This is a genomic window from Endozoicomonas sp. GU-1, assembly GCF_027366395.1.
Taxonomy (GTDB): domain Bacteria; phylum Pseudomonadota; class Gammaproteobacteria; order Pseudomonadales; family Endozoicomonadaceae; genus Endozoicomonas.
The window spans coordinates 4016977-4034807 of the sequence record NZ_CP114771.1; the positions used below are offsets into that span (position 1 = coordinate 4016977).

Genomic DNA, 17831 nt, shown 5'->3' on the forward strand with positions numbered 1-17831 from the left:
GGGGGGATTGATACAACCACCACAGTTCAAGTTGAAAAGGATAATCCCCAAACGGGTGTAGAAATTAGCATACCCTCTGCCCAGAGCATGTCATTACCGCTTGCACAAAATGCAGCGCCACCAGAGAGTTTACACACCAAAAGAGTGGTAAAACTAAACCAGGTTCACCCCATTCTTAGTCACCACTCTGCCAAATCCTGTGATAAAGAAGCATTTTTGGAATCATCTGATCAACTGACGACACATCAAATGGTGATGGATATACCAGGCCTGCCATTACTTTCAAAGGAGGCTTCATGGGATCAACACAACCATCTTTATAATTCATCCCTGGACCTGATAAACCTGATAAAACAGGGGAATACAGACAAAGTAACAGAATGCATTACCAATAACCCCTTTGCCCTGGCCATTGAAGATGCAGAGGGTAACTCCGTCCTGCATCTGGCCGTGTTACACGGCCATGAACACCTATGCCGACTGTTGGTTGATCGAGCTCAACACCTGTTTCAGGCAACCAATGACAACGACGAACGACCTCTGCATATTGCAGCCAGAGCAAAACAAAACAATTGTTTGAAATTTTTACTGAATAACTACCCCAACTTCTTAATACTGGAAAATGAACTGGTGTATCCTGACAAATCAGGAAAAACACCGGTACACCTGGCGGCTCAATACGGAAATAAAGCCGGTTTAATGACCATGCTGGATTATGAAAATGGCAAGCATTTGTTGTCCAAGCCTGATTCCCCTATTTGGGTCGCAATAAAAAATGGACACATAGAGTGCGTGGCCGTTATTCTCCACTGTTTACATACTGCTGGTTTTTTTTATCAACCATATAGCGCTCTTCGCTATGCTGTTGAGTGTGGCCAGTTGGATTGTGTCAAATGGCTTGTGCATAACTATCCAGACTCTTTCACCCCTAGAGACCCTGATTTAAAAGGCTTAAGTTCTCTGACCCAATTAGCGGTAAAACATGGCTATCATGACATTTTACAATACCTTCTTGAGCAACCGTTCTTTATCAAACGACTGACGAAAATGGAATATGCTGCTGAATTTAGCAGTAAAGAGAATGGAGTCTGTGCAAAATTGATCAGAGATGCCCGGGAGAAAATGAAGCAACCTTTTCGGCCGGTAAAGAATTTTGATAAAACGCTATTCCAGCACACCTGGCAGCGGGAAAAAAATAAGATTGCCAATAAAATAGAAAAGCAAAACTTACGAAAGTATCCACACCCATTATTGGATCACATGGATGACAGCTTGTCCGGAAGTGCATCGTCCACCGAATATCTGTCACGGGCTAAAGCTTTAATAAGCGCATTGCCGGAAATAGGGGTTTATGTACGTTGCCCCGTCTATAAAAATAAAAATGAAGAACAAGGTCGATTCTGGGCCATGGGTGATGCCACGGCATCTGTCGAACTGATTAAGGCCCTTGTTGCTTTGGGCGCAAAAACGATCCATGCACAACTGTCACCACCGGATGACAGTGACTTTATTACACGACAAAGATTTAATAGTGAAGAGCAGATAAGATATGTCAAGAAACAGCGTATAGCGTTATCCAAGCTGGCTTACTTACTGCCGGGAATAAAGATTAGACTGGGCATTCAGGAAATTTATATAGACGACACCAAAGTTATTATTTCCAGCTGTAACCTGCGTGGTGAGAATAAAATCAATGCTGCCGTTACCCTCTCCTTTTTCCAGGCCGAAGCAATGTACCGAGAATTAGGCTATGTGCAAGAGTCCCATATTAGTTTAAAACCCTATCGTTTTTACTCTGAATTTGAAGCGATGTGTCTGGATACCGATACATCAGTTACAAAAAATCATAGCGGCCAACTCCTATGGTCATTGCTTTACAACTTTTTCTTGTCCATTTTCACTTATATCAATAACGACAACAGTTCAATGCCCGACTGTAATATCCACCCTTTGCATCTACCGGTAAACTCCATTATTCCCAGTGGTGATCTGCAACCAAAAGAAGCTGAAATATCGACCGAATCCCTCGATAGCCATCAACTGACATTAGTCTCTGCTATTAACCAGCTTTGTGATTTATCCGCTAAAGGGAAAATAGAAACCGCTGTAGTTTATGGCTTGCATCATAATGCACTGCGCCACTTAAAAAAAACGATATTAACCAATTGGCTTGGCGCTATTAAACTAAACCATGGTCAGGTAACGGATGCTCTCCCGGTGGTGGTGACCACTACCACCAGCGCTTTTAGAGATGAAGACAGGGCAGAAAATGGCAAGAGTGTGTTAAACGAAATCGCGAAAACCACAGGTTTCACACTGATTGACTTTCGGGTCCGGCAAGACCGGGCCTCTCTGATGGCGGCAGGCAAGGGCCAATTGCTTCTGTGTCTTATGCCCAGTGTGCCAAGACAGAGTTTCAACAAACTGGTGCAAAGCTCCCGGTTCCCGGTGTTAAGTGAAGGTGCCAACCTGACCACGACCCTGTTGCAACATGGCCAACCTCATCTTTCTCTCCTTCCCTACGGACAAACGCCAGTGGCCCAGGACATGGGAGTGCCGCTGGAGGCTTTAAAGGCCATGGCCTTTTCCTTCAAGTTGCAGATAGAAAAGAATGGAGCCGAGATGGAAGTCCTGAAAAAATTGTCAGACCTTGCCAGGAAAGGCGGCTATGCAGAGGCACTCTCTTATACCGACAAGATAAAGACCAAAGACGTTGAAAATGGACCTTTGTGCTTTGTCTGGAATGATCCTCAACCCTCACCTTTGCAATTGCGACCAGTCACCATTATGAGCCTGTTACAGAAAGGAGCAAAACTGGGCAGTATTGAAAAAAAAGCGTTACTCGAAGCGCTTGACCCTTCTGATAAAGCCCTGGCCGATTATATCAACAGCTGCCTGGATAAGGACTCAATCACAACCCATCACTTCCGGCTGCAGCAAATGCATGTGAATAAGCCTTTTAACAATAAGGTAGCAGCAGCGCTGCTCCAGTTTGGACGCTATAAAAAACTGCTGGCCTGAGAAAATTCCACTGAAAGTATGGATTAGACACGAACCGGCGGTATTCTCAGCTGTTAACAGCTCCCGGGCTCCTCCTACGAACGCACAGCAAAATAGTGGCTTTAGGGTTGGCGACAAAATAAAGATCAGAGTGCACATGGAAGTTGACAAACACACCCGGCATAAATATTATTCACCTCGTTCCTTGCCGGTATAGCTCAGTTGGTAGAGCAACTGACTTGTAATCAGTGGGTCCCGAGTTCGACTCTTGGTGCCGGCACCATACACAGCAAAGCCCGAAGCGTTAGTAAGCACTTCGGGCTTTTTGCTATCTGAGATTTACTATAGGTATCACTATAGGTTATTAGCCTGATACCCTATAGCTCCGTTATTTATCCTTCCCCAGAGCATAATTTCTGTACCCATTACCGAACCAGCATGTCGTTGGTAGATCAATAACTTTGAGAGTTGCAAAGAAGGTGATGCGGGTAAGAAACCTATAGTGAATAGTTCGTCAATACTATAGGTTTATGTCGATTTGGTGAGCGGGATTATAAAGATCAACCGTCTACGGCTTCCATTTCAAGAATAAGTTCCCCTTCCGTTTGCTCTGGTTTATCATCCGTTTGCTCAACCTTTTCACAAATACCATCAATAGTAATACTCTCTATTTGTCGCTTATAGCGATGATACTCACCCATCCCAGCAGGTTTGAAAATCAAAGAGCATAAAATCGACAGCCCCTGACTGTCTTCAGCCATAAACTGGATGCATGGGTATTTCTCATTATCACTGTCCGACGATGAGAAGTTTGCTAACCCGGTAATTGTCTCATTGTCGAAGAAAATTCGTTGTACGAGTTTCAGATTCAGCAAAAAATCATCAAATTCTTCTAATGCATCAGGCCCCTTGGGGTCTAACCCATCACGATAGTACACCCCACCATGTTGACGGATACTCAGAAAAAATTGCTCTGCCATAACTGTTCACTCAAGTTGTGTGAAGTAACCTATCAGACTAGGGCAAAAATAGGAGCTATCCAATCTCTGGAAGTTCCGGATTTTTTTTGCAAGAAACTGGTGGCATACAGCCATATGCTCCACATGCCATAATCTGACGCCATAGAAGCTGATTTTCTTTGCAAAGCTAATCAACCGCAAGGATGGTAAAGATGTTGTCTTTTGTTGCTGAAGTCATATCTACTCTGGCCGATTCGCTCGGTATAATGGATAGGGTAAAGAAAGTCATTGGTCATTCCGAGCCTGCAAGCCCTATACATCAGGTTGCTGATAGAATTTTTCAGGTTTTTGAAACTCATGGTGTCAATAGGGCAAATATCGTTGGGTTTGTTAATCCAAAGCATGGCATAACCTTTGCCGACCTGATTTCTCACGACGCTTTCATACCAAAAATAACGAATGAACTGCTTGATGAAATCTCCGAAAAATTCTCTATTAATCCTGAATGGCTGACCGGGGATATTGATGAAATATACCCAAGCCATCATTGCTATAAAAATTTACGTGTAATCATTGATCACTTGGGAGGCATCGCCGAACAAGGGATACGCTGGCCGGAAGTTCAGGTAATAATTATCAAACCCTCAAAGCCTAGTCTTGAGGAGCTTCAGAGCCACAGAAGTCTGAGCCCCTTTGCTGTAGTCATCAGGGAAGCTATTGGTGATTTAGGTGAAACTACAATTTATCGAGATCACCTCTATGATGAGCTTAACTGGGGGCATCAGCCCGCGAGACTTCATTTGCAAGGCATTTCAATGGCTGCCTGGGAGTTGGCTTCTAAGCCCTGGGGCGCAGAATTACCTGAGAATGAAATCGTAAACCTATTAGACAGACGGGTGTTTATCGCGCCGATTCTAGAAGACGTCAGTTTACATTCATGGCATCCTGATGATTATATTTTTTTGGATGGGGAATCGATGCGATCTGAAAACTCTGCCATAGCTCAAGAGGCCAGAAAATGGATGCGGCAAACTGGTGATTTAGCTTATCTGCAAGAATGGAAGAACAGGTTGAATTCTTCAGTAAGACAGATCTGTGACTAATTTATGGAAGCTTCCATGAGCAAGGCCATCCTCAGAAGCTCTACAAAAAGATAACTGATTGATAGCCAGATACCTGTCCATGAAGTTCTTAGTTTGCTGATTGCGCTTTCAGCAAAGCTCAAGCGTTTGTTTTAAAGTGCCCTCTCCTACTTTGCAACCAGGATGTCTTGTTAGCTCCCTAACCGTTTATTGGATTCTTTATAAACTGGTTTTTCAGTATGAGTATTGCTTGGTACGACATGCCAAAGGGGAGGCTCACTACTCGTAGAACCAAAGCAAGTATCTTTATAAAGCACGTTGTTCACGAGAGCTTTGGATGCACCTGTATTTCGAGCCAGTACATTGACCGGCTGATCTGGATTGGACAGAAGAAATGAGTACAGTCGTTGCTTTAAAATTTCCCTTTCCATGGCCTGAATACTCCCTGTTTTCAGTACACACAAATAAAGAATAGCGCAGCACTGTTGCTGGTAATCAGTAAATTGATCACATTCATCAAAAAACAAAATCACCAACCGCGCGTGTACCCCCCCCCCAACGCACAAAAGCACCCACAGGGAAGTTATGTCCAGCATACCGGGTACCTCCCCCCCCCCCCCTTCATTTCTCCCTGAGCCGACCAATCAACCTGGACACCTGCCCGCTCTGCCACCGGTTCCCCCGGCTGGTAAGAATACCTGCACGATTGAGTGCATCAGCAATCAGCCGAGTTGTTTTACCCTGTTCAACCATTGGCAGGACAAGCGCTTTAAGCCGATCCGCTCGATACTGAGCTTGTTGCCGGGCTGCTTGATTGCGCTTGTGGGTTGCATCCCTCAGGCCACCCAGTTGAGTACCCCGAGCTTTAGCCTCCTTCAGTGCTGCTTTGGTTCTGGCCGAAATAAAATCACGCTCCTGCTCTGCCAGTGCGGCATAAATGTGAAGCTGGAACTTATCAGCATTGGGCATACAGGCCACTTTCAAACTTAGCCGTTTGTCGTCCAGTAACGAGGCAATAAAAGAGACTTTCCTGCTCAGCCGGTCCAGCTTGGAAACCAGCAGTGTGGCACCGGTCTTTCTGGCCATATCCATGGCTTTGCCCAGCTCAGGCCGGTCATCATGAGTGCCGCTCTCGACATCCACGAAAGAGCCAAGCAACTCATAATCGCCAGGTTCATAATTCTGGAGATAAAGACTGATATCCCGATCCTGTGCCTCAAGGCCAAGGCCGGAATCCCCCTGCTTACGGGTAGAAACTCTGCGATAGACGACGTACTGCACAACCATCCTCTGACATCTTTATTTTTATTGGTATAAACAGTTATAGAGGGTTTGCTACAAACAACAACGTCCGTTGTGCATGTGGCAAGGGTTAATCGTCGCCGCCACCGAAATCCTGAATGAAGTTCACCTGTGTTATCGGCCCCTCATTCTTGCGATAATCACCATCCATCTTGTTCAGCTCGCTAATGGCTGCGGTGGCGGCCCTGGGATTACGCATCTTGAGCTGACCCTCATCATCAGCGATGACCTGGGCATTGAACTGGGCGATTCGCCAGAGGGTATCCCGCTTACTTTCTGCGGTAATAAGTGATTCCTGCTGAAGCGCATCAGTGCGCTCTGCAATGGCATTTAAAACCTCATCATTTTTCAACATTCTATTCCCCTGCGTATGGGCTGAACGTTCACTGTAACCCGCCTCCCGAGCCGCTCGGGTCGCATTACCAACCATCAGGTAAGCATTTACAAAGCGTTCCTGCTTTACGTTCACGGGTCACCTCCTGTGTTGCATTCATCCCTGAATGGGTAGTCAGGATCACTGATGATAAGATCCCGCAATGCAGTCAGGTTGCGATACTGCCCAGTGCTGAGATCCATCAGGTCCTCCGGCGTAAAGTATTTCAATACCAGTAGCTCGGGTGTGACTGCAAGGCCGTTGGAGATAAACCGCAAGGCCTCTTTCACCACGAGAATATCAAACCCATCCTGCGTAATAAGACTGACCAGCTCAGGCTTGTAATACCGGAACAGGTCAGTAACCGGGGTAAGTACGGACTTGGGACCAACGGCTTTCAGAATCCCCGTAGAGTCGACCGCTAAACGAACACCCTGCAATTCCAGATAGGTCAGTAACTGCAATGGAGTCATACTCATATGGCCAGCTCTATCTGCTCATCATCGTCAGACTTATTTTCAGCTTGGCGATGTGCACAACAGTCACCATGTGCGCTGGAAACAGGCCGATCAGGTTTCTCTGGTGTATGTTGATCAGATGGTTGTGCACCATATGCATTCACTGGAACAGTAGAGAGCGCCATCGGCGCATGTGGTGGATGTCGTGCACTTTGATCTATGGGTTTATAAATGATTTCAACAGTTCGCCCCTGACGCTGCTTCCCGGTGAAGTTCACCGTTATCCCCATAAGCTTGAGCGCACTCTGCTCCCGACGAAGCACATTGCCAAATCCTCGTGGACTCTTTGGCCATCCATGGTAATCGGACTTGAAACTGCCTAAACGATGGAATAAGTGGCTAACAATGCCACTGAATACCACACCCTCCCCATACTGCTGGCAGAACGCCATCAGGGTATTGGCCACCGGGCTGCCCTCAAGACTGCTGGAGATCAGTGCATGGCTATTGCGCTGAAAAATGGCCATAAACGGAAGCTTACTCTCCAGGACCTGGCAGACAGCCTCACCAAGCAAGGCGAAGTCAGCCATCCGGGGTAACTCATCAATATGGACATCTGGCAAGCGCTTAAGTGCATCAGCAAGTAATTGCAGCAATGACCCCAGCAGAGAAGGTTGAGCCTTTACGAACATCTGCTTCAGGTCGGTCTCACTGGTTCGTTTTTCAGGCAGGAGAGGTGGAAGTTCAGTACTGATACAGCGATCAATCAAATCAAGCCGGGTGGCCACAGGTGTTATACCATTGATGATTTGAGGTCGCAGGGCACTCAGAACCGTTTCATCAGCATTAGAGTACGCCGTTCGTTTCACAAAAGCCGCACCGGTACAGAGCTGACACAGTAAGTCCTGCTGGTCATCGGTCAGATGACTGACATTATCATAGGTCAGTATCCAGTTGGCCTGGGCACTGACAAACAACGCTTCATCCTGCCTGGAAATACGACGCAGAGATGCGGTATTGGGGTCAATAAGCCCCCGCAATACCCGAGTGGTTTCACTCTTTCCACGACCATGGCCACCAAGAAGCTCCAGTACCAGCTTTTGCGTATTCTGCCTGTAACAATCGAGTATCCAGGTTAAGACCAAAAGGCGATCTTCCTCAGATACATTCATCAATTGCCATAGCTCGTTGATATCACCTCCGTCAACAGGTACTGGTAAGGGCTGCATCGTATCGGACCGGATAAACTTCACTGGGCTGACAGGCAAAACCTGCCAACCCGACGAGGATATTTCTACAACACTCCAGTCATCGTTACAGAGGTCCAGATAATAGTGATCATCAGCATAAGCGGTGCGGATAAAAACAGAGTGCTTCACACCCTCAAGAGCGGCAAAGCCAGCCAACTGCTCACAGGATTCGCTGATGACATCCTTCTTCGCCACTTTCTGACAAGCCTGGTAGTGCCAATGATTTAAAGTCTTGCGAAATGCGCTGGTCTCAACTCCCCAGGTCTCTCGAATACCACGGCTATTACTGAATGAGGCATAGGCTTTCCCGGCTTCATCGGTGAATAGATCACAGTTGGCTCTGGCCAAAGTGATTATCCGATCCAGAACTGAGGCATTGGGAGCCGACGAAGCGGCAGACTCCATCAACGATTGAAGTGAAACCTGGCTGTCATTTTTTTTACTCATGGCCCACTCCTTTAGGAACCAGCCAGTCGTTAAAATCCGTGCCCGGCTGACCCTCGCTGAAAGGAGGCCAGAGTATGTTTCCATTTACCGCAAGTGCCGCTTTCATAGCCTGGGTAATGCCCGGATTTCCCGGCGTTTGGCGGTCGTTATCGGCCATCATGATAATGAAAGATCCGTAAGCCTCTTTAATGGCCTTTGCTGCATGGATCAGGTTTCCGGCGTTAAAAGCAGTAAATACCGGATTGTCGAGAACATTGAAGATTGACGCGCCGGTGGCGTAACCCTCACAGACCATTAATGTGCCCTTTGTTCCCGGTTCGCCAATCAAGTGAAAACAACCGCGCACACGCCCACCTTTGGCAAACCACTTTTTGCCACTGGGTTCGATGAACTGAACACTCCAGATTTTCCCGCTGGCATCCCTGAGAGGTACCAGCAGGTTATCCCCAGTCTGGCGAAGCCCGTAGGCTGATACCCGTTTGTCGATCAGGTATGGGTGATCCTTGTCGGCTATGGGAGAACCCTCCCAGAGGCTTTTGACATTGCGGGCAGTCACTGAGTATTGCCGCAACTGCTCAACCGCAGCCTTGGACTGTGCTTCCTGAATGGCACGCTGTCGCTGTTGCCGTTCGTGGGCTGATAATGTTTGCAGCTCTGCATTGTGAACGACCACCTGCTGGGAAGTTTTCCATGATCCTGCAACCATGACCTCTGAGCCATGCAGTACATACCAGCCATTTTTGCTACCAACCCGGTCGCCCATGACGCAGTAGCGATGGATTTTGCCATCATTGATAAAGTTAATAGGCCTGGCAGGGGAAAGAGCGTTGTCTGCCAGGACGGCCAGGTACTTTTCCGGAAAGTTCATGATCAGACCTCCCGCTCCTGAATGCGTTGTTCAGCCCAGGCTTCCACCTCAGACAAAATCCAACGTGCCCCTCCGCCAGGAAGGTATACGGGGGCTGGGAACTTTTTCTCTGCCAGAAGTCGGTAGAGCGTGGCGCGACTGAGGTCGAAGTGCTCTAGGATTTTTTGTCTGCGAATCATCTGGCGGGAAGGGCGAGGTGTGCTGGTCTCCGATAAACAGACAGGTGTATTTACGTCCCTGTGTATGACCATCATATAAACTCCAATTCGATTAATTAAGCACCTTTCATACTCATTAGAAGCAGAAGGATAGATTCAACTTATCAAATAGGTTCTGTTGTATAAACATGAAACACTGTAGACAAAACTATTTTGCATTGGTGGAATTTGGTGACAAGAAAAAAGATTACATGGAATCATATATTTGAAGTTTTTTTTGCCTAGCTTCTTGAAATGAGAATGCTAGGCTAGTCATTTTTTATACTTATACTGTCATAAAGGGTTTTAATACTTCTATTTGCAAAGATGTGAGTATATTTTTTTATTTTTACCTACTATGTTTAACTTGTAATTTTTATTTTAATTACTGTCTTCTATTTTCCCCACATGTGTATCACGTGTCTCAAATTTTGTTCCATTTGTTTTACGATTAGGAAGCATTAGTCAACACCGGTGCGTCATAGCGAAATAAATCTTTTCTGACTTAATGTTGCCAGATTATCTTCAGGAATCTTTTTTGTTGCCTTCTGCCAAATACCATTAAAAATATTTCTATGAGCTATGACCTGCTTTGTCTCCCTTGCCGAGTCCTGTTGTAAGTTGGTGATTTTGAAATTCTTCGACCAGAATATTCTTGCTAGCCTAGGCCATTTTCCGTACTCTCCCCCTTCAGTGATTGGTATTGATTTAATGAAAACCCCAAGTGAATTTTTTTTCTCAAGCCACTCAATCTTATCGCCTGAGCCATGCCATATATTCGAGAATTCCTGATAAGAAATCGTCTTTGGGATATACCCATATTTTATAAGTTCTTTTCGGAGTATTCGGAGAGTGTTTCCTCTGTAACCTCTGATGGGAATCACAAGCCGGTCATCTTTTCTTTTCTTCTTTCTTGGTGGTTTTTTATCGATGATTGGTGCAGTCTTTTTGTGGAGGACTTTCTTTTTACCTTCAAAATCAATGATGGTTGTATAGTCGATATGTATTGGACTGGTTTTATTGTTACGGCTCATCCATTCTTCTAATTCTTCAATATTAATAAACCGATTGATCTTTTTGTTATTCATTACAGCCTGTCTCAAATGCTCTCAAACATGACAAACTGGAATCATAATAGAATAAACGTCAACGGTAAATTCCTGATCAATTCAGATAGTGCCTTATTTAAAGAATAAGGCACTGGCAGTGCAATTAATGCACAGCGCCCCCATAAACCGGCGAAGGCAACGAAGGATAAACCCGGTAAATATGCTGATAAACTCCATCCGTCAAATGCTCAATATCCGCCTCCTCATAGTTATCCACGGGCAACCCGGTTTTGTCATCATACAGAAAATCATAAATCTGCTGACGAAGCGCATCACGGGCAGACTCCTTCTCCCGCCAGTTCGCCACTTTCAGCCGCTCACGCTTCAGGGTGGCCAGCAGTTCGGTGGCCACCTTCTTGATCGCGGCAATCTCTTTCTTGCTCAAGTCAGGTTTCCTGAGAATGTCATACAGCGCCAGGGTCTCCTCATCCAGTCCTTCCCGAACGGCGCGGTTCTGCTCATCGTTCAGCTGGTCTGCCAGCTTCAGCAACTCTTCAAAGGTTTTCTCAATCACTACCCGGTTCTTTTCCTGGTTGTACTCCTTCACCAGCCGCTCGTAATGATCCTGGTAATCGGTCCGCAGAGGGTTCTGAATCATCAGCTTATGCAGCCGCTGGTCAATGGCCGTTTTCAGGCTCTGAACGGTGGTACGCTTCTGCTTTGAGGCTTCAAACTCACTTTTCAGCCGGTCAAAATCAATCTTGCTGATATCGTATAAACGGCTCTGGTCGTCCTCATCCCGAACCTCACTCCGGGTCTCAATGGCAGAGTCCACAATACCGTGCAGTTCCTGAATAATATGGGAGATATCCGCCTTTTCCTGATCCTGCTGCAACCGCTTGTAGACAATATGGATCGCATCCCGCTCATCCCGGTACTGCTGAACCCCGCTGACATTGATACAGGCCCGGAACAGCTTGAACACCTCCCGGGCCATAATGCCAAACTGCTTGCGGGTTTTGTCATTCTCATTGATCGCCTCTTTGGCTTCATCAATGGCCGCATTTAGGTCAAACCCGGTTTGCTTCAGCAGATCATCAAACTCAAATCCCTGCTGCTTAAGAAAGTTGCGGACAAAGGTAATCGCCTCGGCCAGTTTATCCAGCAGCTCGGTATTGGGATGGTTTGGGTCCACTCCGTCATCATCTTTACCCCGGCCATCGTCGCCCCGTCCGGCAAAGGTACTCAACGCTTTGCGCAGGCTTTTCAGAATGCCGCAGTAATCCACAATCAGCCCGTTGCTCTTGCCTTCAGCCACCCGGTTAGCCCGGGCAATGGCCTGCATCAGCGTATGGGCCTTCAGCGGTTTATCCAGGTAGAGTGTCGAGAGCGTCGGCACATCAAACCCGGTTAGCCACATGGCACAGACAATGGCCACCCGAAAGGGATGATCCTTTTTCTTAAAGGCCTCTTCCATATTCAGTCGCTTGCCATCAGCCAGGGCAAAGCCCTCTTTCATCAGCTGGCGATGGGGGAGAATATCCAGGTGCCACTGTTTAAACTTCTGAACCTCTCCCTGCTCTTCCGAGACCACTACGGCCATCAGGGTCTCTTTCATCCACTGAATCTGTCGTTTGCGCCAGATCTTATCCTGTTCATCCCTGGCGTTCTTCAGGTCGGCTTCCCGCTCCCGGATATGCTCTTCCCAGTAGAACATCACCAGCTTGTGCATACGGGCACAGGTCACTTTATCAATGCACACCATCATGGCCTTGCCGCTCTCCCAGCCGTTGGCATAATGGCGGACGAAATCCCGTGCAATCTGGTCCAGTCGGCTGGTAGCGGTGATGATGTGATAATCCCGTTTCAGTGCCCGCTCCAGGCGCTGCTCCACATTCACATCGTCAATTTCAAGCTTTTCCAGCTTCTCGGCAATCTTCTCATTCAACCCTTTGGGCGAGGCCACCGAATGCTCCTTACCTTCGTCATCCTTAAACACCAGTTCCTCGCCCCGGGCATCGTAATAAAGAGGTACCGTGGCACCGTCCTCAACGGCCCGCTGGAAATCATAGGTGGAGACATAATCCCCAAACACCTTGGCGGTAATCTGGTCATCGCTGAACAACGGCGTTCCGGTAAAGCCAATAAAGCTGGCGTTTGGCAGGGCGTCACGCATATTCAGCGACAGGGTGCCGTACTGGGTGCGGTGTGCCTCATCGGTCACCACAATAATGTCGTTACGGTTGGAATAGGGGACCGTTACCTTCTTGTTGAATTTCTGTACCAGTGTGAACACATAGTTCTTTTGTTGTCCCAGTAACAGTTGCAGGTCATTACCACTTGCGGCAACACAGGGGTCTTGGTCATGGTTGACCAGCCCGCACCCGGCAAAAGTGCTGTAAATCTGGGTATCCAGATCGTCCCGGTCCGTCACGATCAGAAAGGTAAAATTCCCCCCCCAGCTTGCGATGCACCTTGCGGGTAAAAAAAACAATGGAATAGGACTTGCCAGAGCCCTGGGTATGCCAGAAGACCCCAAGCTTCCGTTCCCGCGCTTCCCGCTCAACCACCGCCTGAACCGCTTCATTCACCCCCAGAAACTGATGGTTTCCTGCCACCACCTTAATTAACTCACCGGAACTCTCATCAAACAGAATAAAGTTCTCAAACAGGTCCATCAGGTTGGTTTTGCTACAGGTGCCTTTTAACAGTGTGGCCATATCCACCACACCCGGCTCCTCCTCGTGCAGACGTTTCCAGTTATTAAAATGTTCATACCGGCTGGTCAGGGAGCCGATTTTGGCTTCAATGCCATTGCCCAGCACAATAAAGGCATTGTGATGAAACAGATGGGGGATGGTGTCTTTATAGTCAGACAGGTTCTGGTCGTAGGCGGCACGCAGCTCTTTATGGACATTCTTCAGCTCCATAAACACCAGCGGGATGCCATTGACAAAGCCGATAATATCCGCCCGTCTTCGGTAGATATCGCCCCGTACCCAGAATTCCCGCACCACCAGGAAATGGTTATTCTCCGGGTTATCGAAATCAAACAGCCGCAGATACTTTTGCACCCGCTGCCCGTTTTCATCCTGACAGGTAACCTTCACCCCTTTTTTATGCAGTGCCGCTTTCTCCTGGTTGGCGGCCAGCATGGACGATGAACTGCTGATGCTGACCACCTCCTGCAATGCATCCCGATAAGCACTATCCGGCAGGCCGGGGTTCAGTTTGATCAGTTGTTCTGCCAGATAGCGGGTCAGCACCACTTCTCTATCGGACTTACGACCAAGGGTACCTTCTTTACCAAAAACCTCATTCTGGGCAAAGATTGACTCATTCCAGTTCAGGTCCTGAAGCAAAAAGTCGGCTGTGGGCTCTTGTGCCAGGGCATCCTCGGTCGTCCTTTTCATGGGGTTAGTTCTCCGTTCATTAGGCGGGGTAGCAGCAGGTCGCGGGCTTGGGTGAGTTTACGATTCATCAAAGCTAACTTGTCAACTTGCTCAAAAGTTTGCCCTACTATCTCGGTAAACTCATTGATCAGGGGCTGGGTTGGCCTTAAAAATGGAATGCGATGAAATGTATCCACAACTATCGCATCAAAGACAGAGCCGCTGGCTCTTGCCCTGAATTGCTCTATGGATGATTTCAATGAACAGTACAGGAATTGTTGGCTGATCTCATTCTTGCCCTCAAGCGCATAGCAGGACTGGTTCATCGCCATTGGCTGTTGAGCAAAACTAAGCTTCCCAACAGTTCCGCGAGCAGTGATGAATACTGTATATTTTGGATACAGCTTGCTATTGCATTTGTCTAAACCAAGCTCCGTCAGGGTCTTTTCTGTTGAAAACGTGAAGGCGCAGTCTGTGGTGTCTTTAGGTGTAAAAAATGGAATTGAACCATTCCAGTATTCAGCCACTTTGGTTTTTGGAGTACCACCACTCATTATTTCCATAGCATTACTGGCTGAAGTTTTCTCCCAGCCTTCCGGTAACCCATCCGTTATCTTGGCATGCTCATGGCCGGGAAAGCGTAAATGAACAAACCACTCCTGATAAAGCAGCCGGGCAGATTCTTCCAGTAACTGAATACGACGACGGTTGTTTTCGATCAGGTGGTCATAGGTCGATAGAAAATCGGCAATACTCTCTTCTTCACCGATTGATAAATTTGGAGCTAGAATGCTGCCTAAGTGGTTTCTATTAAGTGTTGGAACGCCTGAACCAGCATTAAATCTTGTAAAATCTACACTGCGAAGAAAATAGTAAATAAATTTTGGGTGATGACCGTTGAAGTCTTTAACCCATAGTGTTGTGTTTAAAGGCCAAAATGGTTCTGTAATGTACTGACCTCCACCAATACTTCCACTTCTACCTATCACAACGCCTGGTGGAGATACTTTAGCCTCTGAGTGAAACCCATTGATGGATGTGGATGCAACTACCGGAACGGAACCTGGTTTTCGGAGTCGCTCGGGCAGATCAAACCCTCTTTGAAGCGTTATTAACTCCGTTAGAGGAATGCGGTTTTTTTGTCTAATCATACCCCCAACCCCTCAAAGTTACGGGCAATCTTAGCCGCCAGTTCCACCGCTTCCTGATTCAGACCTTCCATCTCAATATGGATATCTTTCAGCACCGCCTCAAAATCAAAATCTGCATCCACCGCTTCCGGTGCCACACCCACATAGCGCCCTGGCGTCAGGCTCCAGTCGGCGGCTTCAATCTCTGCCAGTGTGACCAGCTTTACCAGCCCTGCCACATCACACAGGCGAGCTTCCGGAAAGCGGGACAATAGCCAATGAGCCTGCTGGTGGCAGTAGCGCACCTGTTTAAGCTGTTCAACGGCCACCTTACGCCACTCTTCAATGGCTTTGCCATTACGCTGCAATTCAGTGCGCCGTTTGCCCAGACCGTTGATCTCATCCTTCAGGGTTTTCAGCTTTTGCTCATGGCTGACCATGGCGGCTACATCGGCGGTACCGGCTTTCATGGTCGCCGATAGTTCATTGGCTTCCCCATCCTTAGCCAGCAATTCTTCCCGAATTTGGCGGATCGCCTGTTGCGTCATACCTGTTGCCAGCTTAACGGCATGGTCCACATCCTTAATCAAATCACGACAGGTGTCGGCAAAAGGCCGGTAGGCCTGCTCAAGCTGATGCACGTCATCCAGCGGCAGATCACCGGCTGCCGGGCGACAGGGAATAACCTGCTGCTTTAATCCGGCCAGGCTGGTGCAAAGCTGGTCAAGGGTGCGATTGAAACCCTCCAGATCAAGGTCAGGCGGTGTATCCAGATCGGTCACGGCACCACGCAGGGTTTTCAATTGGCGTTGCATTTTGACCGCACACCACAGCAAACCCCGCTGATGTTGGGTTGGTAACAGTGCATCGGTCAAACGAATCAGGGTTTCATTCAGATACTCAATCACCAGCTTAATAAACCGCCGATACTCTCCCCGGTACAGCCAGACAATCGCAGTGAGGTTCTGCTGTTGCTCTGGGCTGAAGTCAAAAATCTTGCGGGTCATTTTGCGGTAGACATTACGGGCATCAATCATCAGCACCTTGTCTTTGTGCTGCGCCGGTTTTGCCTTATTCAAAAACCAGAGCTGGCAGGGCACCGAACGGGTGTAAAAGAAGTTACCCCGGATATCCACCATCACATCCACATCACCGGTCTTGACCAAATCGGCTCTCACCGTCGCTTCATCCCGCCCGGCGCTGGATGCCTGGGAGGACATAACAAAGCCCGCTTTGCCCGTGCTGTTCAAATAACTGTAGAAATACTGAATCCACAGATAGTTGGCATTGGGCACCTTTTTGCTTTTGTTCTCTCCGGGCAGGCCGAAGGGCAGGCGAGGGTCATTCTTTACCTTGTCCGCCGCCACTTCATCCACATTAAACGGCGGATTGGCCATTACATAATCCACCGTGCCGAATAGCCCGGCATGAGGGTCTTTGTAGTAAGTGATGGCACTGTCGCCCCCTTCTACATTACCTTCCAGGCCATGCACCGCCAGATTCATTTTGGCCAGGCGAGTGGTCACACGGTTTTTCTCATGGCCAAAAAAGGTAAGCTGCTGAGGGTTCTGCTTGTGACGCTCCATAAAGTGGGCACTTTGCACAAACATACCGCCAGAGCCACAGGCCGGGTCAAAAATCTTGCCGTGGTCAGGTTCCAGAATATTAACGATCAACTGCACCAGTGACACCGGCGTAAAAAACTCACCACCATCGTGCGCCCCCTGATCGGCAAACTGGGTGAGGAAGTATTCATAGATACGGCCAAAAATATCACCGCTGGCTGTTTGCAGTTCTTCCGGGTTCAGGGTGTTCAGCAGGATTTTCAGAACATCGTTGGGGATATTGCGGTATTCCTGTTTGGGCAACTGACCTTCCAGGTTTTTGTATTCCGACTCGATGGACTCCATCGCCTGAATAATGGCACCACTGCGGTCGTCAGCATCGGTCAGGGCAACCAGGTAATCGAACTGAGCTTCCGGTTTGAGGAAAATGGCCCCTTTCCCGGAAAAGTCCTCCTTGGTCACATCACGGGTCTTGCCACCACGACTGGGAAGGCTGGCAACAATATCACGCCGTGCAGCAAGGAACCGGCTGTAAGCATGACGCAGAAAAATCAACCCCATTACCGGCAGAAAATACTCATTACTGGCCAGTTCAGAATTACCACGCAACGTGTCAGCAGCCTTCCACAGTCGTTTTTCGATGGCTTCGATATTTTCCAGTTGGGACATGCTTTCTCCAGGGCGTTCAACGCAACTTTCAAGACAATAATGGCAGCCCCGAATAAGAATATTGTTCGTGGAATGCTCAGAGCCTGCTCA

The 17831-nt window shown here is 47.9% G+C and carries 15 protein-coding genes and 1 tRNA gene; 3 read left to right on the forward strand and 13 right to left on the reverse strand.

The genetic code is table 11. The features are described from left to right. Window positions 1-216 precede the first annotated feature (216 nt). On the forward strand, window positions 217-3021 hold the full coding sequence (locus O3276_RS16785; protein ID WP_269672356.1) for an ankyrin repeat domain-containing protein: 2805 nt from the start codon (window positions 217-219) through the stop codon (window positions 3019-3021). A 186-nt stretch (window positions 3022-3207) separates the two neighbouring features. Continuing rightward, window positions 3208-3283: transfer RNA gene (locus O3276_RS16790), tRNA-Thr, on the forward strand. Window positions 3284-3560: 277 nt separating this feature from the next. Here the strand turns inward: O3276_RS16790 and O3276_RS16795 are convergent. Continuing rightward, the gene (locus O3276_RS16795; protein WP_269672357.1) at window positions 3561-3980 is read right to left on the reverse strand and encodes a hypothetical protein; all 420 of its coding nucleotides are present in this window, start codon (window positions 3978-3980) and stop codon (window positions 3561-3563) included. A gap of 191 nt (window positions 3981-4171) precedes the next feature. On the opposite strand from O3276_RS16795, the gene O3276_RS16800 reads away from it, so the two are divergent. Next, a complete protein-coding gene (locus O3276_RS16800; protein ID WP_269672358.1) occupies window positions 4172-5062 on the forward strand; it encodes a hypothetical protein in 891 nt (296 codons plus the stop codon). 170 nt (window positions 5063-5232) lie between these two features. Here the strand turns inward: O3276_RS16800 and O3276_RS16805 are convergent, their stop codons facing one another. The 12 genes from O3276_RS16805 to O3276_RS16855 all read right to left on the reverse strand — a co-directional run bounded on the left by O3276_RS16805 (window position 5233) and on the right by O3276_RS16855 (window position 17741). Beyond that, window positions 5233-5637, reverse strand: coding sequence for a hypothetical protein (locus tag O3276_RS16805; protein WP_269672359.1), 405 nt, complete (start codon window positions 5635-5637; stop codon window positions 5233-5235). Between the two features lie 25 nt (window positions 5638-5662). After that, window positions 5663-6328: a recombinase family protein gene (locus tag O3276_RS16810; protein WP_269672360.1), complete on the reverse strand. Its 666-nt coding sequence runs from the start codon at window positions 6326-6328 to the stop codon at window positions 5663-5665. 85 nt (window positions 6329-6413) lie between these two features. Further along, window positions 6414-6812 carry a terminase small subunit gene (locus O3276_RS16815; RefSeq protein ID WP_269672361.1) on the reverse strand — a complete coding sequence of 133 codons (399 nt, stop codon included), beginning with the start codon at window positions 6810-6812 and terminating at the stop codon, window positions 6414-6416. Next, window positions 6809-7195 carry a hypothetical protein gene (locus tag O3276_RS16820; protein ID WP_269672362.1) on the reverse strand — a complete coding sequence of 129 codons (387 nt, stop codon included), beginning with the start codon at window positions 7193-7195 and terminating at the stop codon, window positions 6809-6811. Before O3276_RS16820 ends, O3276_RS16815 begins: the two co-directional genes overlap by 4 nt. Next, complete coding sequence (locus tag O3276_RS16825) at window positions 7192-8871, reverse strand: AICE element replication initiation protein (protein WP_269672363.1); 1680 nt, start codon at window positions 8869-8871, stop codon at window positions 7192-7194. Before O3276_RS16825 ends, O3276_RS16820 begins: the two co-directional genes overlap by 4 nt. Then, window positions 8864-9739 (reverse strand): toprim domain-containing protein, encoded by an 876-nt coding sequence (locus O3276_RS16830; RefSeq protein WP_269672364.1) that lies wholly within the window; start codon window positions 9737-9739, stop codon window positions 8864-8866. Before O3276_RS16830 ends, O3276_RS16825 begins: the two co-directional genes overlap by 8 nt. Window positions 9740-9741: 2 nt before the next feature. Next, window positions 9742-9993, reverse strand: coding sequence for a helix-turn-helix transcriptional regulator (locus O3276_RS25830; protein WP_442876528.1), 252 nt, complete (start codon window positions 9991-9993; stop codon window positions 9742-9744). 422 nt (window positions 9994-10415) lie between these two features. Beyond that, window positions 10416-11024 carry a hypothetical protein gene (locus O3276_RS16835; protein WP_269672365.1) on the reverse strand — a complete coding sequence of 203 codons (609 nt, stop codon included), beginning with the start codon at window positions 11022-11024 and terminating at the stop codon, window positions 10416-10418. A gap of 124 nt (window positions 11025-11148) precedes the next feature. Beyond that, a complete protein-coding gene (locus tag O3276_RS16840) occupies window positions 11149-13419 on the reverse strand; it encodes a type I restriction endonuclease subunit R (RefSeq protein WP_269676009.1) in 2271 nt (756 codons plus the stop codon). Continuing rightward, window positions 13349-14398: a type I restriction endonuclease gene (locus O3276_RS16845; protein WP_269672366.1), complete on the reverse strand. Its 1050-nt coding sequence runs from the start codon at window positions 14396-14398 to the stop codon at window positions 13349-13351. Before O3276_RS16845 ends, O3276_RS16840 begins: the two co-directional genes overlap by 71 nt. Beyond that, complete coding sequence (locus O3276_RS16850) at window positions 14395-15528, reverse strand: restriction endonuclease subunit S (RefSeq protein ID WP_269672367.1); 1134 nt, start codon at window positions 15526-15528, stop codon at window positions 14395-14397. The genes O3276_RS16845 and O3276_RS16850 overlap by 4 nt, the downstream gene beginning before the upstream one ends. After that, window positions 15525-17741 carry a class I SAM-dependent DNA methyltransferase gene (locus O3276_RS16855; protein ID WP_269672368.1) on the reverse strand — a complete coding sequence of 739 codons (2217 nt, stop codon included), beginning with the start codon at window positions 17739-17741 and terminating at the stop codon, window positions 15525-15527. The genes O3276_RS16850 and O3276_RS16855 overlap by 4 nt, the downstream gene beginning before the upstream one ends. Between the last annotated feature and the right edge of the window lie 90 nt (window positions 17742-17831).